The organism is Congregibacter sp., assembly GCF_045107095.1.
Lineage (GTDB): Bacteria > Pseudomonadota > Gammaproteobacteria > Pseudomonadales > Halieaceae > Congregibacter.
Window position 1 is genome coordinate 66,114 of record NZ_JBGCFU010000008.1, and the last position, 22,496, is coordinate 88,609.

The 22,496-nt window shown below is 53.8% G+C and carries 21 protein-coding genes; 13 read left to right on the forward strand and 8 right to left on the reverse strand.

Annotated elements, in window-relative coordinates; all coding sequences use genetic code 11:
• Positions 1-32: 32 nt before the first annotated feature.
• Positions 33-1,226, forward strand: a complete 1,194-nt coding sequence (locus AB8B76_RS02010) for a serine hydrolase domain-containing protein (RefSeq protein WP_405269526.1) — start codon at positions 33-35, stop codon at positions 1,224-1,226.
• A 45-nt stretch (positions 1,227-1,271) separates the two neighbouring features.
• Here the strand turns inward: AB8B76_RS02010 and AB8B76_RS02015 are convergent, their stop codons facing one another.
• Together AB8B76_RS02015 and AB8B76_RS02020 are read right to left on the reverse strand one after the other, a co-directional pair.
• Positions 1,272-2,363, reverse strand: coding sequence for a DUF917 domain-containing protein (locus AB8B76_RS02015; protein ID WP_405269529.1), 1,092 nt, complete (start codon positions 2,361-2,363; stop codon positions 1,272-1,274).
• Positions 2,360-3,913 (reverse strand): hydantoinase/oxoprolinase N-terminal domain-containing protein, encoded by a 1,554-nt coding sequence (locus AB8B76_RS02020; RefSeq protein ID WP_405269532.1) that lies wholly within the window; start codon positions 3,911-3,913, stop codon positions 2,360-2,362. Before AB8B76_RS02020 ends, AB8B76_RS02015 begins: the two co-directional genes overlap by 4 nt.
• 84 nt (positions 3,914-3,997) lie before the next feature.
• Between AB8B76_RS02020 and AB8B76_RS02025 the strand changes: the two genes are divergently transcribed.
• Entirely contained in the window at positions 3,998-4,207 is a 210-nt protein-coding gene (locus AB8B76_RS02025; RefSeq protein WP_405269535.1) for a penicillin-binding protein, read from the forward strand.
• A 7-nt stretch (positions 4,208-4,214) separates the two neighbouring features.
• On the opposite strand, the gene AB8B76_RS02030 is transcribed toward AB8B76_RS02025, so the two are convergent.
• Together AB8B76_RS02030 and AB8B76_RS02035 are read right to left on the reverse strand one after the other, a co-directional pair.
• A complete protein-coding gene (locus AB8B76_RS02030; protein WP_405269538.1) occupies positions 4,215-5,501 on the reverse strand; it encodes a cytosine permease in 1,287 nt (428 codons plus the stop codon).
• Between the two features lie 15 nt (positions 5,502-5,516).
• Complete coding sequence (locus AB8B76_RS02035) at positions 5,517-6,695, reverse strand: phosphoglycerate dehydrogenase (RefSeq protein WP_405269541.1); 1,179 nt, start codon at positions 6,693-6,695, stop codon at positions 5,517-5,519.
• A 101-nt stretch (positions 6,696-6,796) separates the two neighbouring features.
• Between AB8B76_RS02035 and AB8B76_RS02040 the strand changes: the two genes are divergently transcribed.
• Together AB8B76_RS02040 and AB8B76_RS02045 are read left to right on the forward strand one after the other, a co-directional pair.
• Positions 6,797-8,425 carry a serine hydrolase gene (locus tag AB8B76_RS02040; RefSeq protein ID WP_405269544.1) on the forward strand — a complete coding sequence of 543 codons (1,629 nt, stop codon included), beginning with the start codon at positions 6,797-6,799 and terminating at the stop codon, positions 8,423-8,425.
• 22 nt (positions 8,426-8,447) lie between these two features.
• Positions 8,448-9,104: a hypothetical protein gene (locus AB8B76_RS02045; RefSeq protein ID WP_405269547.1), complete on the forward strand. Its 657-nt coding sequence runs from the start codon at positions 8,448-8,450 to the stop codon at positions 9,102-9,104.
• Here AB8B76_RS02045 and AB8B76_RS02050 read toward each other — a convergent pair.
• Positions 9,101-9,784, reverse strand: a complete 684-nt coding sequence (locus tag AB8B76_RS02050; protein WP_405269549.1) for a TetR/AcrR family transcriptional regulator — start codon at positions 9,782-9,784, stop codon at positions 9,101-9,103. The genes AB8B76_RS02045 and AB8B76_RS02050 overlap by 4 nt on opposite strands.
• A gap of 86 nt (positions 9,785-9,870) precedes the next feature.
• Between AB8B76_RS02050 and AB8B76_RS02055 the strand changes: the two genes are divergently transcribed.
• The 8 genes from AB8B76_RS02055 (at position 9,871) to AB8B76_RS02090 (ending at position 17,712) form a co-directional block, all read left to right on the forward strand.
• The gene (locus AB8B76_RS02055) at positions 9,871-10,683 is read left to right on the forward strand and encodes a glutathione S-transferase family protein (protein ID WP_405269552.1); all 813 of its coding nucleotides are present in this window, start codon (positions 9,871-9,873) and stop codon (positions 10,681-10,683) included.
• Positions 10,680-11,666 (forward strand): fumarylacetoacetate hydrolase family protein, encoded by a 987-nt coding sequence (locus AB8B76_RS02060; protein ID WP_405269555.1) that lies wholly within the window; start codon positions 10,680-10,682, stop codon positions 11,664-11,666. The genes AB8B76_RS02055 and AB8B76_RS02060 overlap by 4 nt, the downstream gene beginning before the upstream one ends.
• 60 nt (positions 11,667-11,726) lie before the next feature.
• On the forward strand, positions 11,727-12,452 hold the full coding sequence (locus AB8B76_RS02065) for a cyclase family protein (protein WP_405269558.1): 726 nt from the start codon (positions 11,727-11,729) through the stop codon (positions 12,450-12,452).
• Positions 12,453-12,523: 71 nt separating this feature from the next.
• A complete protein-coding gene (locus AB8B76_RS02070) occupies positions 12,524-13,750 on the forward strand; it encodes an MFS transporter (protein WP_405269561.1) in 1,227 nt (408 codons plus the stop codon).
• Positions 13,751-13,789: 39 nt separating this feature from the next.
• Complete coding sequence (locus AB8B76_RS02075; RefSeq protein WP_405269564.1) at positions 13,790-14,209, forward strand: hypothetical protein; 420 nt, start codon at positions 13,790-13,792, stop codon at positions 14,207-14,209.
• A 235-nt stretch (positions 14,210-14,444) separates the two neighbouring features.
• Entirely contained in the window at positions 14,445-16,664 is a 2,220-nt protein-coding gene (gene katG / locus AB8B76_RS02080; protein WP_405269583.1) for a catalase/peroxidase HPI, read from the forward strand.
• A 200-nt stretch (positions 16,665-16,864) separates the two neighbouring features.
• Positions 16,865-17,365, forward strand: a complete 501-nt coding sequence (locus AB8B76_RS02085; protein WP_405269566.1) for a cupin domain-containing protein — start codon at positions 16,865-16,867, stop codon at positions 17,363-17,365.
• Positions 17,366-17,385: 20 nt separating this feature from the next.
• Entirely contained in the window at positions 17,386-17,712 is a 327-nt protein-coding gene (locus AB8B76_RS02090; protein WP_405269569.1) for a hypothetical protein, read from the forward strand.
• A gap of 3 nt (positions 17,713-17,715) precedes the next feature.
• Here the strand turns inward: AB8B76_RS02090 and AB8B76_RS02095 are convergent, their stop codons facing one another.
• Both AB8B76_RS02095 and AB8B76_RS02100 read right to left on the reverse strand, forming a co-directional pair.
• Positions 17,716-18,468, reverse strand: a complete 753-nt coding sequence (locus AB8B76_RS02095; protein WP_405269572.1) for a methyltransferase family protein — start codon at positions 18,466-18,468, stop codon at positions 17,716-17,718.
• On the reverse strand, positions 18,465-18,980 hold the full coding sequence (locus AB8B76_RS02100; RefSeq protein WP_405269575.1) for a GFA family protein: 516 nt from the start codon (positions 18,978-18,980) through the stop codon (positions 18,465-18,467). Before AB8B76_RS02100 ends, AB8B76_RS02095 begins: the two co-directional genes overlap by 4 nt.
• Before the next feature lie 141 nt (positions 18,981-19,121).
• On the opposite strand from AB8B76_RS02100, the gene AB8B76_RS02105 reads away from it, so the two are divergent.
• Positions 19,122-19,994: a LysR family transcriptional regulator gene (locus AB8B76_RS02105; RefSeq protein WP_405269577.1), complete on the forward strand. Its 873-nt coding sequence runs from the start codon at positions 19,122-19,124 to the stop codon at positions 19,992-19,994.
• Between the two features lie 65 nt (positions 19,995-20,059).
• On the opposite strand, the gene AB8B76_RS02110 is transcribed toward AB8B76_RS02105, so the two are convergent.
• Complete coding sequence (locus AB8B76_RS02110) at positions 20,060-22,363, reverse strand: fatty acid cis/trans isomerase (RefSeq protein ID WP_405269580.1); 2,304 nt, start codon at positions 22,361-22,363, stop codon at positions 20,060-20,062.
• Positions 22,364-22,496: the final 133 nt, after the last annotated feature.

The window sequence follows — 22,496 nt, forward strand, 5'->3', positions numbered from 1 at the left end:
CAAAAACACTTAGCTGCCTAAGCCTGCTCTCCTTGGCAGGAGTAGTCATTGGCGCTGAGGATCAACGACCGGCGGGACTGAATGGCGCAAGCTGGCAGTTTGGTCCTCTCAATCGCTGGGCTTACACGCACATGAGCGAAGTGCTTCCCAGCAAGGCAATTCGTCGGGGCGTCGGCAGCCCGCCCCCCCTCTCAGGCCTGGACACCGCGGCGACGGACATGATGGTGAGTTGGGAAGGGTCTCCTGCAAAGCTTTCTACGCTCATGCAGGATCAATATGTTGACGGCCTCTTGGTTATCAAAGATGGCTATGTCGTCTTCGAGGGCTACGCCGGCACGCTTACACCTGAGCGAACCCACCTTCTATGGTCTGTGAGTAAAACCATTACCGGCCTCACTGCAGCGAGTGTCGCCGAAGATGGGCTCATCGATGTAGACAAGACGGTAGCGGACTACGTACCGGCGCTTGCGGATAGCGGATGGGGCCCGGACACGCTGCGGGACCTTCTGGACATGCGGGACGGTTCCGAGTGGAACGAGGACTACGCCGCCGCGGACAGCACCGTGCGTCGGCAGGACTGTTCTGATGGCCTTTTAACGGGCCCGGACTGCGAGGGTGTTCCGGTCATAGGTAACTATCTTTTCCTCCCCGCCGTCGGCCGGATGCCCGGACGACAAGGAAGCTTTGTTTATAAGTCGGGTACCACCGATGTTATAGCCTGGGTACTGGAGGCAGCGACAGGCAAACGCTTCGCCGACCTAGTAGCCGAGAGAATATGGCAGCGCATCGGCGCCGAACAGGACGCGGGCATCACGGTGGACACCGGAGGCTTCACGCTAGCCTCCGGAGGAATGCACGCAACACTCAGAGATGTGGGCCGCGTCGGACAACTCATACTAAACCGCGGTAAAAACGGCGACGATCAAGTGCTTCCCGCGGCATGGATAGATGACATCGTATCCAGAGACGGCAGTCGAAGCTGGCCCTACGAAGCTCCGACGGGGACTCGTCCTTACTACCGCTCCTTTATGTGGGGCTTGGGCGATGGTCGAGGATCGATTCAGGCGCGAGGTGTACACGGGCAACTGATACACGTTGCTCCTGAATCAAACATGGTGATCGCGATGCTGTCCAGTTGGCCTGATGCCGAAGGAGGCGCTCCAAACGTTGGCGGGGCAACACAGCAGCAGCTTGTTCATGCTATTGAGACAGCCCTGAGCCAATGACAGCCTTGAGCCAATTACAGCCTTGAGCTTGATACGGTGCTACAGCTAAAGGTCTTCGATAGGCACGTAGTCAATGTCGAAACCGAACGCCCGTGGCTCCACCACTTTCAGAGCCTTCTCACTGCGGTAGTGAGGAGGGCAGCCGATGCCAAAGACACTCACCCTCTGGCCATAATGAACCCGCTCGGCGTTGATGGGCGCGGATGTCTCATGATCCACCATAGTAATCAGGTCGGGCACGCTAGCGACCACGCGCTCACCCATCTCAGCGAGAAGGAATTCGTTCTTTATGGCCAGACGCAGGGGTGGTGAGTCATCAATGGTAGATTCCAGAATAGCTTCGCCGACATCGAAACCTCCGACGGTCTTACGATTGATGTCCACAACTTTGCCAGTATAGAGGTGCTTAAACTGGCCGTAGTCCGACGCCTCAAATAGCTCTCGCAGCGGCGCTTCTATTTGCCCGGCATTACCGGAGTGTCGCTTGAGTGTTCGCCCCAACTCCAGGGCGAAGCTGATCGTTCCGGGGATGATCGCGCGACGGGCCTCCTCGCTATTCATAGGATGCTCAGCGGTAAAGACCATACCTCCCATGGCCATGGACAAATTGCGTATCTGGCGCTCATAGAGCTCGGCGTCTCGTACATCGAAGTACACCGCTCCCCCGCTGTAATCGACAGCCACAGCGGGACTCGGTTTCACGCCCTCAATGGCAAAGGTCATCATCTGAGCCTCAGGCAAGGCTCGAGCCATGCCGTCACCATCTATTAGCGGGATGCCTTTGGCGGCGGCAGCCAACAGCGGAATAACGGAATTAGCGCCACCCACCTCAAAGGAAACGAGATGCGTTATGGGCCTTCCCATCCACTCCTGCAAGCGGTCAACAACTTCCAGACACTCGTTGCCGATCGGTAAGTGCTCGAGGCTGATCGAAGGGGCCCCCACTTCGCCCACAGCAACCACCAAAGATTCATCGGGGAGATCCTCCAGAGGAAAAAGAGTGACCGGTCCATGTTTTTTGAGAGCCTCGGTAACCAGCAGCTGACCAATGTAGGGATCTCCCCCTCCCCCCGTAGCCAGGAATACCGAGCCCATGCACAGCTCTTCTATGTCCTCATGAGTGATAGTTACGCTCATGGTTTACTCCCCGTAAAATCCAAGTCACCGATCATTTTGACCCGCAAGCGTGTTGATTCATCTGCCATGTAAGCGATCGCAGTTTCCTCGACATCCGCGACTTTGATACTGCTCTTCCGGGCACCTGCGGCGAGAAGCTCTTCACTGAGGATCGCCTGTAATTCAGCCAGCACACCCTCGCGGGGATGCTCACGATAGGAGACGATGCGCTCCATCTCGCGTCCCACCTGCGCGTTAGCGGCGCCAATAGCGTTGGCCACTCCAGCATGTTCCGGCCGCAGAAGCTGAGAGGCGTTATCCAAGTCCCGGGATACGAGCACAGCGCCACCACCTACAAGAATGACCGGCACCGGATCGCGACTGGACTTCATCTGATCGATGCCGTCATCAACGATCGCATGCATGCGATCCATAGCTGTCTCAATGACCGGCTCAGAAATCTCTGAGACTTTGTCGACAGCGCCGATATCCACCACCCCAGCGGCGACGGCTATGTCCGTCGCGGTTAGGGTGCCGCCGCCAAACACCAAACCCTCGGTGACAAGTCGATAACCCACACTTTGCGGACCAATCGTGATTCCATCTGCACTAACCAGGCTTCCACCACCGAGTCCTATCGCCTGAATATCCGGCATACGAAAATTCGTACGCACACCACCTACCTTGATGGCGACATTGGACTGCCTGGGGAAGCCGCCCTGAAGTACGCCGATGTCGGAAGTCGTACCACCGATGTCCACGACCACGGCATCGCTAAGCTGCGTCAACAGGCTTGCTCCGCGAAGAGAATTAGTGGGGCCGGAAGCAAAGGTCAGCGCAGGAAACTCCGCCGCAAACTCCGCGGACATCAAGGTCCCATCGTTTTGACTGATGTAAAAAGGGCAGCTGATATCTCGAGCTGCCAGTGCATCCCTAAAGGCCTGCACTACATTTTTGGCCAAGGGTCGCAGACTCGTATTGAGAATCGCGGCGTTCTCGCGCTCTAAAAGCCCCATCCCTCCAATCTTGTGAGATAGGGTTACTCCGACTCCCGGGATCTTCCTGGCGAGACGTTCAGCAACGGCCAGCTCCTGCTCAGGGTTCGACGGCGAGAAAACGCCCGATATAGCGACCAGCTTGACACCCTTGGAGGCTATGTCATCGATAACGCTATCCAACTCTGCCTCATCAAGCTCTCCAATAGGGAAACCGTCGTAGGTCAAGCCTCCATGCACCATGTAGCAATGACGTCCAATGGCATCCGCTATATCCTCGGGCCAGTCCGTCATAGGTGGAATCATCTCTCCCGAAGGTAGGGCAATCCTGATCACCGCAGTTGCCGCTAGTTCACGACGCTCGATCACCGCGTTCGTGAATTGCGTGGTACCGATCATGACCGCTTCGATCGCATCGTGGGCTGCGCCGCTGCGCTCCAGAATCACATCCAGTGCACCCAGCACACCGTCTTTGACGTTCTCAGACGTCAAAAACTTGGTAGAGGCAATGACCTCATGCCCATCCAGAATGACTGCGTCTGTATGCGTGCCACCCACATCGATACCAATTCGCATAACTACCTCTTAAGCTTGCAGGATCAAATCTGTGCGAAGCTTACACGCTAGACACCTACAGCGAACTACCCAGGACAAAATCTCATGACCGATAGCGAACTCACTGCTCTTAAAACAGCATTCACTTTTATGCCACAACCGATAGAAGTCACAAAGTATGAGTACGGAGATCGCCATGAGCGAGTTCTGAAGCAAGTGCAACTGGTGCGCGAATGCCTTTTGGAACACGGCATTGATCCCGATGAGGTCGCCGGTGAAATTAATCCGGATACGTCGCCAAACTCTTACTATTGAGCAAAAACTAGTGTGGGTGCTTCGCTCTTTTGCCAAGTAAAAACTCCACAAAGCTATAGGCCAGCATCGACAGAATCAACGCATCAAGGGCTCCAATCGTTGTAATAGACGCCCCCGCATAGTACAGCCAGGCCGAGACCAAACCCGAACCCAGGGCAACCAGCACTGCGCTCACTTTAATCGCGGGACGGTCAGCGAGGTGCTCCTCGGAAAAGTCCCGTCGACCAAAGATGTAAAAGTCCGCAAAATAAATGCCCGCGATGGGAGGAACCAGTAAGCCCATGAGAATCAGAAAGTCGATAAGTTGATCAGAAATCCCCACAATGGCGGCCACAGTACCCACGACTCCCATAACAATAACTACGGATCGGTAATCACCAAGGGGAACGGAAGCCCGGGATGCCAGTGCGGTGGAGTAGAGATTGATTACGTTGGTCGTCCAGGTCGCAAACACCAGCACCGCTAAAGCGACACCGCCAAAACCCATAAGAATCATATAAGTCATGGGTTCAAGCTCGCCCCAAACCAGCACCGGGATCATTCCGACGATATAGGCGATGCACATACCACCCCCTTGCCCCAGGAAAGAAGCCACCACGCAATCACGTGTCGTGCGCGCATAACGGGTCAGGTCCGGCGTGAGCACCACACCCACGATGGCGGCGCCTATCACCGCTGAGACTCCCGTAGGCATATCGATCTCGCCTGTGCCGGGCATATTCAACAGCTCAGCAAAAGCGACCTGCCGTAAAGAAAGGATCACAACACCCGCCAGAGACAAGAGCAAAAACGGCACGGCTATGAGTGCCAGCCTGTCTATCGCTTTAAAACCATAGATTGTGGTGACCGTTACGATAAGGCTCGACAGCACGGTATAAGACCATTCCGGAAATGCCAAAGTAGTGAGCTCCCCAGCCGCCAAAAACAGCGTGCGCCCAAAGAGTTCCGCGGTGACCGCATACCAGCCAAGAAGAAACACACCAAAACCAAAATTAACGAACTTAGCGCCGGCGTAACCGAAAGTATGCTCGATGATCATGTAGCTGGAGAGCCGCGTCTTGGCGCCCACTATGGCCGCAGGAATAGACATGAGGCTCAGCGCTAGCGCTCCAAGAAGCGTGGCGGTCAAAGCAGATCGCAGACCCATCCCCTGAGCAAGCTCTCCGGCGCTGTACATCAGCGGTAAGGTAATGGATATGCCGATTAGCACAATGCCAATTTGCATTCCGCTCACCGCCTGCGCAGGATCCACAGGCGTGCGAGAGTCAGCGTCGTAAGCCAGAGCGTCAGCCAAGCGGAGGAGCCTGTATCAGGAGTAGTTGCATGACCCTAACACACGCACATTGATCACTTCTTCGATAGATCGCAGGGCCTCCAGCGAGCTATCACTGGGGCAAGCTTCCAAATCGATGATGTTGTAGGCAATGTCCGCGCGACTCTTATTAAGCATATCGACAATGTTGATGTCGTGGTCGGCAATGATCGCAGTGATCTGATTGAGAACCTTTGGCACGTTCCGGTTGCTGATGGTGACCCGCACCGGCGTCGTTCTGGGCAGAGATATATTTGGAAAATTCACCGAATTACTAATGTTGCCGTTCTCCAGAAAATCCATCAGCTGGTCGGCCACCATGATCGCGCAGTTCTCCTCAGCTTCGCCGGTGCTCGCGCCGATGTGAGGCATCTGCAACATACCCGGGTGACGAAGCGTTTCGTTGGCAGGGAAGTCAGAGACATAACGATGCATTCGCCCTTCGTTTAGCGCGCGCATTACCGCAGCATTATCAACGATCTCGCCCCGGGCAAAGTTCAGTAACACCAAGGCTGGGTTAACACCGGCCAGAAGGTTATCGCTGACCAGCCCTCGGGTCGCGTCCAACACGGGCAAGTGCAGGCTGATGTAATCAGCTCGCCCAAAGAGGCTGTTGAGATTATCCATCTTCTCTACGTCACTGGAGAGGCGCCACGCGGCCTCTACGCTGATCGCAGGGTCGTAGCCAATGACCTTCATACCCAGAGCGAGGCCCATATTGGCTACCAATGAACCGATGTTGCCCAGTCCAACTACACCCAAGGTTTTACCAATAAGCTCTGTACCCGCAAATCGCTTCTTCTCTTTTTCCAGAAGCGGGTCGAGTCCGTCCTGCGGCTCAAGGGATTCCACAAACTTCATACCCGAATAAATATCTCGGGAACCCAGCAGCATGCCTGCCAGCACCAGCTCCTTGACGGCATTAGCATTCGCGCCCGGGGCGTTGAAGACAACGACGCCTTCTTCGCTGCAGCGCTCAAGGGGAACGTTGTTCACACCCGCACCCGCGCGACCGATGGCCTTAAGCGTGTCGGGAAACTCCATATCGTGGAGCTTCTGACTGCGAATCAAAAAAGCGTCTGGATGGGGTAGCTCGCCAGCCACTTCGTAAGCTTCCCGGCTGAAACGATTGAGACCCTTCACTGAGATCGTGTTGTAAGTGCGAATTTTGTACATAAGACAAGAAATACTGGCTTTGCGAGCGCGGGATTGTAGGTCTAATAGCCTATGGACCGCTAGACGGCATAAGATAGCAGTTTGCACTTTGGAGACTCACAATGCTGAAACCCCTAGGGATGTTTTTGCTCAGCCTACCGCTGCTCGCTTCTGCCGCGCAGGACCCCCTTGAAGCATTTACGCAGGTCACCCCCAAAAACTTTGATCGCGGCGGAAACGAAAGCCTGCAGTTTCACCTCAACGCAGAGTCTTATCGTCGTAGCACAACCATCGCGCGTGGCGATGAACAATACACACTTGAGCGCGCAACCCTCCCCGCACTCGACGCGCAAAGCGTCGTGGTTGCTGACCAACGCAGTCTTTTTACAGAGTATGTTGCGGGCGATCCGCTATTGGATAGCGTTCTCATTCTGCATGGTGGGCAGGTCGTGTTTGAGGCCTACCCTCGCATGGCTCCCGAGGAGCGCCACTTTGGCTGGTCTGTCACCAAGGTACTCACTTCCGCAACTTTGGCGACCTTAGTGGCTGAAGGCAAAGTGAACATGGATGCACCGATTGAGGACTATCTGTCTGAACTGAGCGGCACAGCTTGGGAGGGTACATCTGTTTACGACATTGCAAACATGGCATCGGGCATCGATTGCCGCGACAGCGACGGGTATCAAGACACCTCCACCTGCGTGTATCGCATGGAAGAGTCTCTTGGAATCGTGGCATCCACTGGTCGCGACGAGTCTTTCCTGTCATTAATCAAGAAGATGGATCGCCTTCGCCCTGCCGGCGAACGCAACGAGTACGTATCTGCCAATACCAACGTTCTTATGCTGGTTATCGAGCGCGTTACGGGGCAGAGCTACGCTGATGCAGTAGAAGAGAGAATCTGGCAGCGTATAGGCGCCGAGTCAGACGCGCTTATGGCAGTGAGTAAAGAGGGGCACGCTTACGCATCCGGAGGCTTGATGGCAAGGCTTCGGGATCTCGCGCGATTTGGCTTGGTCTTTACCGATAGCGAACGCTTTCCGGGCATCGCAAATACCATGATGGCCGACTTAAAGTCCGGGGCAGGGATTGGCCGTAGCAAAGAAGAATTGAAGTGGCTGGCCAGGGATCATGGTCATGACCTTCCTCTTAGAGCAGGCTGGCAATGGGATCAGGTCTGGGATGACGGTGGCGCCTTCAAGGGTGGATATCTGGGCCAGGGGCTCTACGTCGATCCTGCTCGAGATCTCGTAATCGCGTGGTATGGCACCGGACTCGATTACAGCGCCCAACAAACCGACATGCTGTCAGTCGCGCGCCAACTCGCTGTCTCCGGTCTGTTTGCTGCAAGTCCAGAGCCAGAATCCTTACTAGCGATCATTCAAAGCAGAAACAACGAATACGAGGCGGCCTTTAAGGCGCAGGACCTTCCCGCATTGCTCGCCCTACATACCGACGACGTTGTTTTCATGAGCTCCCACCGGGAACGTGTGGTCGGAATCACTAACTTAAAGGCGTCCCTGGAAGGAGAGCTCTCCCTGGGAGAGAGCAGCATTCGCCTCACAACAGAGGAAGTCACGCATTCCGGCGAGTTTGCCTTAGAGGTCGGCCGTTATGAGCTGGGCTTGGCTGCTGATACCGACGAGCCCATAAGCGACGCCGGCGATTATCTGGTCCTATGGCGGCAAAACGCTGAGGGCGAGTGGCTAATCTATCGCGACGTCACCACCAGTACCCGACCCCTCCCCTAGACAGGCGGAAAACAGTAGAGCAGTGAAACGCCGCCGACAAATATCGACTTGGCGACTTTCTGTCTCCGCGGCAATGCTGATCGCGGTTATCACTGGCTGTAGCGACAAGGTCGAATTGGGCGACGGTGTGCTCGCGCCCGAGGTACCCAGGCAGTGGGCTCTCGGTACACCCGAGGCACGCACTATTCGCATAGGTGAGTTTCGGCTTGTCCCTAAGGCGGGCTATGACATTACGGCGAAGGTACTCAGTAAGCGGCATTACCGTTGGGATGATCTTGCGGCCATCGCGCCCTGGGACTTTGCGCTAGGATGGGGGCCTCTGTCTGATGAGGCGTTGTTGCGCCCCATGAAGGTCGTGCAAGGTGATCGATTTATGTTTTGGCATCTCTATGAGGCGCGGATTGACATAAATCTGGTGAACCTGTCATCCGCGAACGTGCATTTGATTCCCGAAAACAGCGAAATTTTACGCCGGATATCGGCCATACCTGAAGGTGCAATCGTGCACTTAAGCGGTGAACTGGTGGACGTGCACTTTGCCGATAACAGCGTCATCCCCAGCAGTTTGACCAGACGTGACACTGGGCCCGGTGCTTGCGAGATTCTACTGGTGCAAGAGATTGCGCTCATTGAGCCGGGGACCAGTACCGAGACAGCCAAAGAAGCCGCCAGAAGCTAGCGTTTGTGCGCCTGAGCCACACTTAGAATGCCACCAGAAACAAAGTCCAAAAACGGCCCTCTAAGCATCTTTAATGCATCAGATTTATATTCACCCCCAGACAGCGTATCCATACGCTTGTTGTCACATACAGCGTAAAGCAGAGTGCTCAGCAGAAACTGAAAACTGCAATGTATGCCATAAGGCGCGCAACTCGGAAAAGTGTCCTGAAGCGCGCGCAGGAAACGCTGCGCATGAACATCATATTTTTGACTCACGGTATTCTCACCCCAATGCTGCTGCACCGCTAACTGCGCGACCAGGATGCAATAATTCTTCCAGCCATCTCCCCCGCTTTCAGCAAAATCAAGCATCGGTCCCGCGAAGGCGTCAGCGATCAACCGGACAGATTTTTCAGGATCTTTGCTGGATATTTCAATGGCATCCAGCTTGGCAAGGCGCGCACTCGCAAGGGGCTCAATCCGACGATCAAACACCGCTTTAAAGAGGTTTTCTTTTGATTTGAAATGGTAGTTGATGCTCGCGCTTCGAACTCCCGCGGCGTCGGTAATGTCTCGAACAGACACACCAAAGTACCCGCGCGCCGCAAACAATCGTTCGGCAGTGTCCAAAAGTCGCACGCGCATGTCTTCCGACTTTTTATAGCGCACTGACACATCGGCATTTTTGCTCGTCTCCATTGTGACTACTTTACCTTTCTTTTTTGAAAACGGAACAAGTGTGTTATTTTGTTGACGTCAAAACGAAACAATCGTATCATTTTTGAATGACTGATCTTACGCTTTATCACGCCGACTACTCGACCTGCAGCCAAAAAGTCCGTCTTGCGCTCGCCGAGAAAAAACTCCCCTACGCGTCCAATGCCATCTCCTTTCGCAAGGAAGAGCAGTTGTCCGAGAGCTACCTCAAGATCAACCCCAATGGGGTTGTGCCAACGCTCATCCATGCGGGGAACACCATCGTCGACTCCTCGTGCATTCTGGAATATCTTGACGAAGCTTTTCCTGAAATACCGCTATCACCCAGCACCCCAGTCGAGCGTGCAGCAATGAGGAGCTGGCTTCGGTTCATGGAGGAAGTACCGACAAAAGCTATCCGCATCCCATCCTTCGAACAGATATTCCTACCCACTCTGCGTGTTCTAAAATCAGCCAAGTCCTTCGACAAGTCGACAGACAAAAGAACCATTCGCCGTGGTTTCTACGGCAAGATGAATCGCGGCAAAGGCTTTGAAGAAAGCGAAATCACAGACTCCACCTATGAACTGCGCACCACCGTGATGCGAATAGACGGAGCGCTGGAAGGCTCACCGTGGATTCTTGGGAAAGACCTGTCCCTCGTAGATATCTCCCTCGCCCCACTCATCGACCGTGCACAGGACATGGGCATGACCTATCTCTGGGAAGACTTGCCCAAAGTAGAAGATTGGTTGGCACGCATTCAAGCACGCCCCTCGTTTATCGACGCTTTTTATCCGGGCAGCCGCTTGTCGCAACGACTCGAGTTCAAGATCGCCGTCCGAAGTGCCCGTAAACGGAACCAATGCACGCCCTTAGCTGCTCAGCTGACTGCATCATGAAGCTTCGTAGAGTCATCAAAGGCGATACTCGCCGTGTTCAAGCTTATAGCAACGGATACTGGGTAAGCGTCGATCGTGTCGAGGGCTTTGCGTCTACCGCGGCCGGAAGAAGCATGACGCCACGCGGTGACGATGAACTCCTTGGGATTCTCAATCTCGATAAAAAGACGCGGGAGAGCCTCCAAGCGAAACTCGACCAGCTTGAGCCCGAGCAAGATGAAGACTCCAAACCTATTTTACCTTTTCACCCGGCGTCATTCCGCGACTTCATGCTTTACGAAAAACACGTTGTAGACTCTACCCGTGGTTACGTAAAACGGTTTATACCGCATCTTTATCCCATTACGCAGCTCGTAGAGAAGCTAAGTGGCAAGCCTTTTCCACGCTTTCGCCCCCACGCTCTTTGGTACAAACAACCCATTTACTACCTGAGTAATCATCTGAACTTCAAAGTCTCAGGTGACGAAGTGAGCTGGCCGAGCTATACCAAAGCGTTGGATTACGAGTTAGAGATCGGAGCTGTAATTACAAAACCTCTCTTTAACGCCTCTACCGAGGAAGCTGCAGCCGCAATAGGCGGATTTGTGGTTCTAAACGATGTGAGCGCGCGAGATGTGCAAAAGGATGAAATGGAAAGCGGTTTTGGGCCACAGAAGGCAAAACATTTTGTCTCCACCATGTCAGCCGTGGTCGTTAGCGCGGATGAAGTTCAAGATCAGCTAGAAAGCCTCGTCGCGACCATTTCAATTAATGGCAACGAGGTGGCCGAATGCAACACCAGAGGCATGCACTTCGAGATCGCAGAGGCCGTCGCCTTTGCGTCCAAAGATGAGCAGCTCCATCCAGGAGAGCTTTTTGGCTCTGGCACGATTCCCGGCGGAACTGGTATGGAGAACGATCATTGGCTGGCTCCCGGTGACACGGTATCGCTGAGAATTCATGGGATAGGCGAAGTCACTAATACGATGGGTGATGCGGGCTGAGCCATGGACGTCATCGACCTTTCTAAATCTATCGAATACAACCCGCAAGATCCCCGTTTCATGCGCGTAAAAATTAAACATCGGCCTCACTGGGTTGCGCGCTGGCTGGTTCGTGCACTCGGTCTGCCTTTTAAGTTGATGCCCAAGGACTTTGCGGGTTGGGCCGACGATACAATCACCAAGATGGGTGTTCATAGCACCACCCACATTGACGCACCATGGCATTACGGACCCACCAGCGGCGAAGGCGAGCATACGACTCCAGCACTAACCATCGAACATATCCCTCTGGAAAAGTGCATTGGCCCCGGCGCGGTTATTGATGTCACTCATAAAAGCGACGGCGATGTCATAACCTCCGAAGATATTCAAAAAGACCTAGCGGAGTCCGGTGCAGAGGTAACGGAGGGCACCATCGTCCTCATACGGACTGGTCGAGACAAGCTCCAAGGCACAAGGGACTACTGGAAACGCGGGACAGGAATGAGCGCCGAAGCTACTGAGTGGCTCATTAATCAAGGCTGCGTGGTTATGGGGATAGACCAGTGGGGCTGGGATCTGCCTTTCCATCATCAGATCGATCAGGCGAAGAAGGAAGGGCGCGATAACCTGTTTTGGGAAGGCCATCGTGTTGGCCAGCGAAAGCCGTATTGGCAAATGGAGCAGCTCGTCAACTTGTCCGCGCTGCCCAAATACGGATTTAAAGTCTGTGTCTTTCCACTAAAGCTTGTTGGCGCTTCCGCAGCACCTGCTCGTGTGGTGGCCATAGTGGGCGATATCCCCTAACGATGGCTTCGGCCAGTTTATTCAGCGCAGCCAGCACTTCCTACGACAAGGCCCGAATAAAGAACACAACTATGCCGAAGAGTATCGCGATCGACGAATTCAAGTCCGGTGGAATGGTTTTGCTGGCTTGCTTTATTGGAGTAGGAGCTGGACTCGCTTCATTGAGCTTTTACACAGCAGGCATATTCATGTCCGCATTCGAGCAAGAGTTTGGCTGGACGCGCGCACAGATATCGCTCCAAGGCCTGATTAGCGTGGGCGCAATTGCGTTGCTCGCTTCAACTGTTGGTAGCCTCGCAGACCGGCTCGGCGCTCGCTTGGTAGCGACAGCTTCTCTGTTTTGCTATTCCCTATCCTTTTTCGTGCTCAGCATCTTCACGAACTCTCTGGGGGCGTTTTATGCCATAAGCCTCTGCTCAGCCATACTGGCTGTGGGCACAACCCCCATCACCTTCACGCGGGCCATTACCAGCTGGTTCTCGCAAAGCCGTGGCCTCGCTCTCGGTATAACCTTGGTCGGTACCGGAGTTACAAGTCTCCTCGCGCCACTGTATCTGACCCCCTACGTAGCAGAGAACGGATGGCGGGATGGCCTTCGCATACTTGGCAGCATCGTGTTCATTGCGGCGGTGCTCGTGGGTTTACTCTTGCGAGACAATCCGAGCAAAGAAGTAGCAGAGAAGCCAAGTGGAGAGAGCGGCGGTAACGATGGCAGTTACGCAAATGTCGACTCCACTCGGCGAGTGTTTGTTCTATTGGCCTTGATCTTTTCCCTTGTCGCGCTTGCCGTAGGAGGCATGATCGTGCACTTCATACCCATGCTGAATGATGCCGAAGTGCCACCCGCAAAAGCCGGACAACTTGCGTCGGTAATAGGACTATCAGTCATAGTCGGTCGTCTTGGAACAGGCGTACTGATCGATCGCTTCTTTGCCCCCAGGGTTGCCTCTATGCTGTTCGCTTTATCAGCGCTGGGTTACACGGTATTTATACTCGGCGGCGCCGAAGTCGCGGTCTTCGCCGCAGTAGCTGTCGGGCTCTCTATGGGAGCCGAAGTGGATCTCATCGCGTTTCTAACATCGCGATACTTCAGATTTTCGTCCTACGGAAAAACCTATGGCGCGCTGTATGCGTTTTTTGTCACTGGCGCTGCGGTTTCACCTGTTCTGATGGGTTACTCCTTTGATAATTTAGGTGCTTACGATGCCGCAATCGCTTTTTCGATCGTTTGCCTGGCTCTGGCGTCTTGTTGCGCCTTGCTTTTACCCCGTTATCCAACAGAACTAGGGACGCAGTGACGGTCGCGCTGAAGCAAGTGCTTGAGAAATGAGGAAACTATGGCTTTTTTAGGTAAAACCCTCATTTGCGCTGCAATGGGGCTACTCTTTGCTGCCTACGCGAACTTTGCTCCTACCGCTCTGCAGAGCCCGTTAATCGCCGACTACATCAAGAATCACTTCGTCCGCGAAATCGTTTTTGGCCTTGCGCTTGCTGCTTGGACGATTAGTTCAACCCTGTCAGCGAACTCACAACGGGATGTCTTGGCGATCGTTATAGCCGGATCTATCGTGGTTGTGCCTTTCTGGGTCGCCACTACTCTTGGATGGACTACCGGTGGACTTGCCGATGTATGGGGGGACTCTATAGACGACAAGGACGCATATGCGCTCCATACCAGCCAAGTTGTACTGTTTGCCCTCGGTTTGGTTTTGCTTACAAAAGGAATAGATAAACAGAACAGCCCCTCGAGCACCTAAGCTCTAACGACACCGGAGGTGCCAAGCTGAACACGAGCATTGCTCCTTTCCATGACCGTGACCTGGCTGTCAATCGTATTTTTAGATCGTATTTTAACTTTTAATTCATTTTACTGTTTATAAGTGATCTTCTACGCTGAGTGTATGTCGGGCGCACTGCCTGATTTTGATAATCAAGACAGACGACGAGGATCTTATGAAAATGCTCAAAAACAAACTGTCTCTTTGTGTGGCAATGGCGGCAACGCTATCAGCTACAGCGCCCGCAAGCGCTGGAGACCTGCACGGCGAACCCAAGTCAGTTCAAGACTGGTGGCCCCAGGCGCTAAACCTACGCCCGCTTCACCAGAATGAAAATACCGCTAATCCCATGGGCGCTAACTTCGATTACGCATCAGCGTTTGCAAAGCTTGACCTCGCGGAGGTTAAAGCAGATATCGAAGCCATCATGACCAACTCACAGGACTGGTGGCCGGCCGATTACGGTAACTACGGCCCGTTCTTTATCCGTATGGCCTGGCACAGCGCAGGCACCTACCGCACCATGGACGGTCGTGGCGGCGCTGGCGGCGGTCAACAACGCTTTGAGCCGCTTAACAGCTGGCCGGACAACACCAACCTCGATAAGGCTCGTCGCCTGCTATGGCCTGTGAAGCAGAAGTACGGCCACGCGCTTTCCTGGGCGGACCTCATGGTCCTGACAGGTAACGTAGCTCTGGAAACAATGGGCTTTAAGACCTTCGGCTTTGCCGGCGGCCGCGAGGACGATTGGGAACCCGATCTCGTTTACTGGGGCCCCGAGTCCGTAATGCTCGCGGACGAGCGTTACACCGGAGAGCGCAATCTGCAAAAGCCTCTGGCAGCGGTACAAATGGGCCTCATCTATGTGAACCCCGAAGGCCCTAATGGCAAACCAGATCCAAAGCTTGCTGCCCATGACATCCGCGAGACCTTTGGACGCATGGCGATGAACGACGAAGAAACCGTCGCCCTCATTGCTGGCGGACATACCTTTGGTAAGGCCCATGGCGCGAAAAAGCCCGACGGCTGCCTCGCACCCGAACCTGCCGGTGAAGGCGTTGATACCCAAGGCATGGGTTGGAACAACAGCTGTGGCAAGGGTAATGCCGAAGACACAATCACCAGCGGGCTGGAGGGCGCATGGACTGCCGCTCCAACACAATGGTCAATGATGTACCTGTCTAACCTGTACTCCTACGATTGGGAGATGACCGAGAGCCCTGCCGGGGCTACCCAGTGGGTACCAAAAGATGGCGGTGGAGCTAACACAGTTCCTGATGCTCACCTGGAAGGTAAACGTCACCAGCCAATCATGTTCACTACGGATCTAGCGCTCCGGGAAGATCCCGCCTATCGCAAGATCACTCAGCGCTTCCTCAAGAATCCTGAGGAATTTGAGATGGCGTTCGCGAAAGCCTGGTTCAAACTCACGCACCGTGACATGGGCCCCCGCGCACGTTATGTCGGCTCGGACGTTCCTGAAGAAGTGTTGATGTGGATGGATCCCGTACCTGCGGTGGATCACGACCTTATCGATTCCAGTGACGTTGCAGAGCTCAAGGCAAAGATTCTGTCTTCAGAGTTCACCACCGCCGAGCTGGTACGCACAGCATGGGCCTCGGCATCAAGCTACCGGGACAGCGACATGCGCGGTGGTGCAAACGGTGCCCGAATCCGTCTGGCCCCCCAGAAGGATTGGGCAGCGAACGATCCCAAGGAGCTGGCACGAGTACTCAAGCGCCTTGAGCGTATCCAGAAGGACTTCAACAAGTCCCAGCGTGGCGACAAGCAAGTCTCCCTCGCTGACGTAATCGTACTGGCGGGCGCCGCGGCGGTAGAGCGAGCTGCCGAAACTGCAGGCTACGATGTGGAGGTTCCCTTTACACCGGGGCGCACCGATGCGAGCCAGAAGCAGACCGACGTCAACAGCTTTGCTGTTTTGGAGCCCAAGGCCGATGGCTTCCGTAATTACTACAGCGATGCGGCCTACCGTAAGCCGGCGGAAGCGCTTCTCGACAAGGCGGATCTACTAGATCTGTCGGTAGCTGAAATGACAGTACTCGTGGGCGGTATGCGCACACTGAATGCTAATGCCGGCGGATCAGAGCATGGAGTACTCACGGACGAGACCGAAGCGCTGGACAATGACTTCTTCACCAACCTGTTGGATATGCGCAACGTCTGGCGTCCAACCAAAGACAATCCTTACGTCTATGAAGGCCGGGATCGTGTGACGGGTGAGATGCGTTGGTCAGCAACCGAGGTAGACCTGGTGTTCGGCTCCAACTCAGAGCTCCGCGCCATTGCTGAAGTCTATGCCTATGACGGTGCCGAAGAAGTCTTCGTGCATGACTTCGTAGAGGCGTGGAGCAAAGTCATGAAGCTGGACCGCTTCGATCTGAAAGGTGGCGATAGCATGGTCGCGGCTAACTAAGCAGCACCATGGCACAAGGCTTGTAGCTAACAGGCCACAACTCGAAAGCGTCCTCACTTGGTGAGGGCGCTTTTTTTTACTCCGTGGGCATCTGAAAAGAGTAAATCCGATAAAAACTAAGGCTAATAGAAAAAGTGGCCGATCGGGGGTCGCGCGGTCTACTATCTAATACTCACACTCAACAGTTTCCGGGGGAAGTCATGCTACGAGCAATGTTCATTAACGGTGTTTTTATTTCAGCCGCGATAGCAAGCGGAACCGCCGCAGCTCACGATCCCGTCACTTGGAACGAGACCGTGTACGAAGTCCTGCTCGATGGAGAAACGACCAGCGGGCAAATCAGTATCTTTTACTCTGAGACTGAAAAACCGTCAGGTCCACCTCTGCACATACACGACGACGCCACAGAAACATTTTATGTGCTCAAAGGTAAAACGAAGTTCGTTGTCGAAGGAAAAGACGTCATCGTCGAGGAAGGCGGAGTAGCTTTTGTCCCAAAGGGCGCAGCCCATACCTATCGTGTACTTGACCCCAATGGCGGCCAGCAACTTACTATTCTTGCGCCCGCCGGTTTCGAGCACTTCTTTGCACGCATGGCGGAGGAAGGTCTGAAAATCCCTCAAGACATGGAGCGCATAAACGAAGTAGCTAAAGAGTTCAAAATTCGGTTCGTGGGACCGCCGCTACCGGCAGATGAGTAAACAGGCGGCGGGCATTAGCAATGCCTAGGGTAGAAACTAGCTCCTACCAGTTAATGAAGATTCATATTTTGAACGCTGTGGATCTATCAAAAGATGCCGTCCACATTTACGTTGGGCTGGCCGTTTTTTTGGTTGCGATCGTTGTTTGGCAGAAAGGCCGTATTTCGTGGCTAAGTCTTTTGCCTGTTGTTGCGATAGCAACCATCATGGAAGCACTCGATTTGCACGATGACTCGCGATCTTTTGGTTACCTGCGCTGGGGAGCCAGCGCACATGACTTTGTGAACACGGTGTTTTGGCCCACCGTGCTTGTGATCACCAATCGACTGGTCGCTTTTAGACGATAGAGCTCAGGAGCTCGCCTCCGAGAGTTTTTCCGCTCTGCCACCAAGTCTTGGTAAGACCGCGCCAGTTCTCTGCCGGTAATTACGGTAATCATCACCATGCTCAGAAACCAGATCGCGCTCCTCAAACCATAGTCCAACCACTATGTAGGCGGTGAACCCAAGGCTCAGCCCCAACTGCGTGAGACTCATCGAAGGTGTTGCCCATACACCGATCAGTACGCCGGTCTGAATGGGGTGGCGAATGTATTTGTACATAAGCTTCTCGGTGAACTGAAGCGGCGGTCTCTCAAGGTCGCGAAAGTTAAGATACACCTGCCGCAGTCCGAACAGGTCAAAGTGATTGATCGCAAAAGTAGAAGCCAGCAGAAAGCACCAACCGAAAACAAACAACGCCCAAAGCGCATAAATCAGCGATGCCTGCTCTAGTTCCCATAGATGGCCGGGTATTGCCTGCCAAAAACCAATCAACGCGGCGCTCGTCACTCCCGAGATGAGAATATAAGTAGCGCGCTCAGCGGGCTCAGGTATGAAACTACACAGAACTTTCTTGTACTTGGGTCGCGCAGTAATGGAGTGGATAAAACCCCAGACGCTGACAAGACCAAGATTCCATAGCCACGGATTTACGCTTGCGCCATAAGCCGATTCAAAGAATCCGAAGGGTACAAACCCTGCTATTGCACCTATTAAACATGTAAGCCCGATTACGCCAATGAAATAACTACAAAGACCATAGATTAGTATTATTGCTTTCATCTTTTCATTCCTCCTACAGCGCCCACTTTGGACACTAGGTTTTGATAACGCGCTTGACTGGCTTCGGACCAGGTTGCGCGCCTGTCGTAATAATTCGTTACCGCATAGTCGCCGGGTGGTATGACATACCACGGCATCTTGGTAGACACGTAAATGTGCACGTCGGGTGGCATGGTGTCGGGGTTGTCGAGAGTGCCGACCCGAAGAAAGCTTATGTGCTTCTTAAGCCCGCCAAAGTGATAGTTGCTCCAGATCGCGACTCTGCATCGCGGGCACCGCACTATGAGCTGGCCTTCGCCACTGGGAGATGGCGTCATAGTTTCTTCCACTTCACCGGCAGTGAGCTTAATCAGCTCAGCCTCATAGAGTGCATTGATAACGTGTGGCCCGCCCGTTTGCCGTTGACACCAGCGACAGTGGCAGGCGTGGACGATGAGTGGCACGGCCGTCACCTCGTAGCGTATTTCACCGCATGTGCAGCCGCCGGCAAGGGGTTCGAAGGTGTCGCTCATGGTGCCTCGTCTCGTTCTGTTATCGTAATTTGAGACGCCAGTATGGATGTAGAGAACATTTTGAGAATCCCCAAAATCTGAAAACTGGATGTGCGAGAATGCACAGAGTCAAGATTATCCTTGTGAGACGCCTGTCGAAACATGAATTGGGATGATGCAAGAATTTTTCTGAGCTTTGCGCGGGAAGGCTCGTTCAGCGCAGCGGCAAAACGTCTCGGTGTTCAGCACTCCACGATTTCTCGTCGGATACATGCCCTGGAGACTCAGCTTGCAACGCCACTGGTAGAACGCAGCGCAAGCGGCTTTCAACTGACCCCATCCGGGCTAGAGCTTCGCACTACCGCGCTTCGAATAGAAAAAGAAATGCTCGCGTTTGAAGCCGATAATTCGGGTCAGAATGAGGATCCCAGCGGTGAGCTCAAAGTCACTGCCGTCGCTAACATGGCGTCCTCCATCCTTATGCCGCTGTTTGCGAGCTTTTGCACAGAGAATCCCGGTGTTGATCTTCGTATTGAAGTTACCAATGACTCGGTGAGGCTGGCTGAGCGCGATGCCGATGTTGCACTCCGTCAGACCAATAGTCCTGGAGAAACGCTCATCGGTACTCGACTAACCACGGTAGCGTCTGCTGTCTATGGCTCCAAAAGCTACTGTGCAGCGGTACACGCTGGAGAGTCTTCAGAGAGCTGGATCGGTGTCGATTGCTGCGACTATCACCGCGCCTGGACTCGTCAGGCCTGTCCGGACCTACAACACTCGCTCTGTGTAGATGAAACGTCGCTCACAATTGCGGCGATCAGAGAAGGGCTCGGTCTGGGTTTCTTACCCTGCTTTATAGGTGATAGCGATCCAGATCTGGTGCGTTTCAGAGAACCGGAGATTCAACACAATCTCGGTCTGTGGCTGCTTTACCACCGTGACCTTCGCCATACCAAGCGGGTAAAAGTCTTCCGCGAGCACATGCAGCGTGAGATAACAGACGTATCTCACCGCTTTGAAGGGAAGCTCGATTAAGAGCTTGCAAGCCGACCAGTAGCTAGCACCGCTAGTAAGCGTAGCTTTCCTGCAGCAGACAGCCGCTAGCGATTTTGATATCGGTTTAAGTCAAACAAGCCTGCCTCAATGGGCTGGCTACGCCGATATTCCTCCGTGAAGTCATCGCTGAGCTTCCAGAACCAAGGTGCCGTGCGTCGTACACCAAACTGATCTACAAGTGCGGTGTAACCCTCAGCGCTTTCGAGAGCTAAGATTGCCTTAGTAAACTTAGGCAGCTGCCCCTGTGTTATCTGGAAGAACATATTCGGATAAGCGCCGGCGAAGCCCTGAGTTACCGTTAAAGTGTCTTCCTCTGGTAAACGTCGGTCTTCCTCTGCAAACAGTTGCGCGTTATTGCTGTGCGCTCGGTTGTGAATCAGGCTGTATATGCTTGCCGAACCGTTCGGGCTAAGCACTCTCAAAAACGCCACCTCCGGCATGTAACTAAACGCTTTGCTTTGCCCTTGCATGAGCGAGGCGAGGCTCTCCAATGTCACGTTATAGCGAGAGTTTTCGGCCGTGGGAATTCGTGCCTTGAACATAGCCATGAGCTCGGACTTGGGGTCATCGGTTTCAAACTCAATTGAGCTGGGTCGCTCAAACTTTTGAAGCTTCGGTGAAACGATGTACTTCTTAACATCATCCTGCGCACCGCGGTACCAATGGTTCCTTACTGCCTCGCGCTGATCCTCCGGCAAGAACAGCAGAAACGCCTGCTCACCTTCCATGCGAAGAAAATCCATGTAAAGCCGACTTTCTAGTTGGTGACCTACCGCTCCGTAAACATCAAAGCCCGCGACCAACAGATAGTGGATTCTCTCGAGTAGTGAATAGTCAATCACCCACATGGTCTGGGGCTGTTGACCGACGAGTCCTTTGACGACCGTCGCACTATCAAAGTGTCTAAACACGGTCAGCGATGCGTTGTCGTTGCGTTCGGGGCCACCGTCCCAAATCAGATCCATATCAAGCTTCAGGCTGCTTTGATCGACGACTCTAGCGATGGCCTTAGCCTGAGACTTTAGAAAGCTCTGTTGACTCTTTGCATAGCCACGCCATTGCAAAGCAGTCACCACCAAACTGCCTTTGGCCTGCGGCAAGCGCATTTCTTTTGCTTCGGCTGCCAGAAAGTCTGCTTGCTGCTCAGGATCCACGCCGTTCGGCCGAACAAAGGCAACCCAAAAGTGGTCATCGATGACATTCAAAGCAACCTGACCTCGACAGACCGGGCCCTTGATATACGCCATGATCGTGAAGTGCGCCTCTTCCAACATAAAGCGGTACCGCGCCTCTACCGGTAGCTGTTGAAAAGTGATGAATGGATTGGCGGCTTTATCTCCCTTATAGCCCGGTAGCTCAGCTACTTCGTACTCTGGCTCCAGGAACAGTGTCTTCCAACGCTCCATGCGCTTTGCGCTTAGTGCGTAAGGCATGTGTCGCTTGGCCAGCCGGCTTATCTGGCGAGGCTGTAAACGATAGAAAAACGGTTCGCTGCCAGGATTACCGTAGGGGCGGCGCGTCGCAATTAGATCAATGGGCTGTCCCGGTGCTGTGCGCGATCGAACGAGCTTGTACCAGGCGGATTCTGAGTCGAGGTCATTGAAGTACAAGTCACCGATAAACAGATGCTCATAGATGTACCGACTCATTAGTCGAGACTTATTGTCCGATGCGTTAAGAAACACTTCCCAGTCATCGACGGATCGAAGCTCCGCATTAGATCTAGGCGGAGGCTCTACCCCTCGAGCACCATCCTCAATCCACTTCGTCAGCACCGCTAATCTATCCGTATCCAAACCGGGAAAGCCGTAGGGCATACCCTGATAGGGTCGATCCTCTCTATAGCTGGCAAACTCGTCGGGCTTGGGGCAACTTTGATCGCGATCCAAACTGAAATCAAAAGTGTCGGGGAGTGTTCCCGAAGTCTGTAAGGGGTACTCTTCCTTCAGGTTCAACATCTGATACATCAGCCCTTTCTTCGGTTCTGACTCGTTAAGTACAGGGAAAAACCCCTTTTCACGCCACTCCTCGATGCTATGAGCGTCTTCGTATAGGCGCGTGAGCTTTGCCGGGAGCAGGCGGCTGCCGTTGTAAACCCTGTCTTTGTTAGCACCGCGCTCAAGTCCCATCCAGGCATCCATCTTCAATTGGCAGGGTGCGTCATAGCAGCCGTGACACACCATGCATCGCTGCTCCACAACCTCTTTTACCGCTGCGGGGTAGTCTTTGGATTCCAACGCTTCCGCGCTCAATTGCACTGTATGCAAGGAAAGCGCAGCCAATAAAAACCCGGCTATTGCTCCATTTTTGGCTATATGGTTGAGGATTATAGAAGGCTGAAATTGCATAGGAATCATCGCTATCCAAGCAGTAAAGGGATCTGAGCCAGTGAAGAAAAAGTTCGATTAATGCAAGTATAAAGCTATCGCGCTATTCGCACAGGGGTGGCATGGCCTACACTGTCGTTCGTGGAAATTCGTG